Source organism: Cryobacterium sp. MLB-32, from assembly GCF_000738085.1.
GTDB lineage: Bacteria > Actinomycetota > Actinomycetes > Actinomycetales > Microbacteriaceae > Cryobacterium.
Window position 1 is genome coordinate 1 of sequence record NZ_JPRS01000552.1, and the last position, 564, is coordinate 564.

At 58.7% G+C, this 564-nt stretch carries 1 protein-coding gene; it reads right to left on the bottom strand.

What is annotated here, in order from left to right; translation table 11 throughout:
- Positions 1-564 (bottom strand): magnesium transporter CorA family protein (locus JF66_RS19915; RefSeq protein ID WP_035880624.1); only part of this gene is annotated, 564 nt, incomplete at both ends.

Here is a 564-nt window from a genome sequence, read left to right on the forward strand (position 1 = left end):
ATCGCCGTGGGTACGGCGATGATGGCCGCATAGCCGGTGACCTTTTTCGTGATGACGTTCAGCCGATTACCCTGGATTGCCAGGTTTGCCTCAAGGATGCTTGTCGCCAGGTCACGCAGGCTGTCCGTCCACTCCATGACGCGGAGCACGTGGTCATAGACGTCCTGAAAGTACGGGCCCATTTCGTCCATCTGCATGTGCAGGTCGCGGCGGAGCAGCGTGTTCACGACCTCGCGCATCGGGAGTATGACGCGCCGCAACACGACCAAACTCTTGCGCAGTGTGAAAGAGCGTTGCTGAACCTCGGTCTGGTTGGATCTGGGGAGGAACAGAAGGTCTTCGAGTTCTTCAATTTCTTGGTCGAGTGCCTCGACAGCCTCGAAGTAACCGTCGACCAGCACATCGAGAAGGCCGTGCAGGAGGAAGGCCACGCCGTTTTTGGCCAGATCCGGGGAAGAATCCCATCGTGCCACGATCGCAGCCAGATCGAAGTTCTCGTCCTTGTGCACCGTGACCAACGCCCGGTCGGTGATGAACGCCGCAATCTCCTTCGTGGTGACAAGC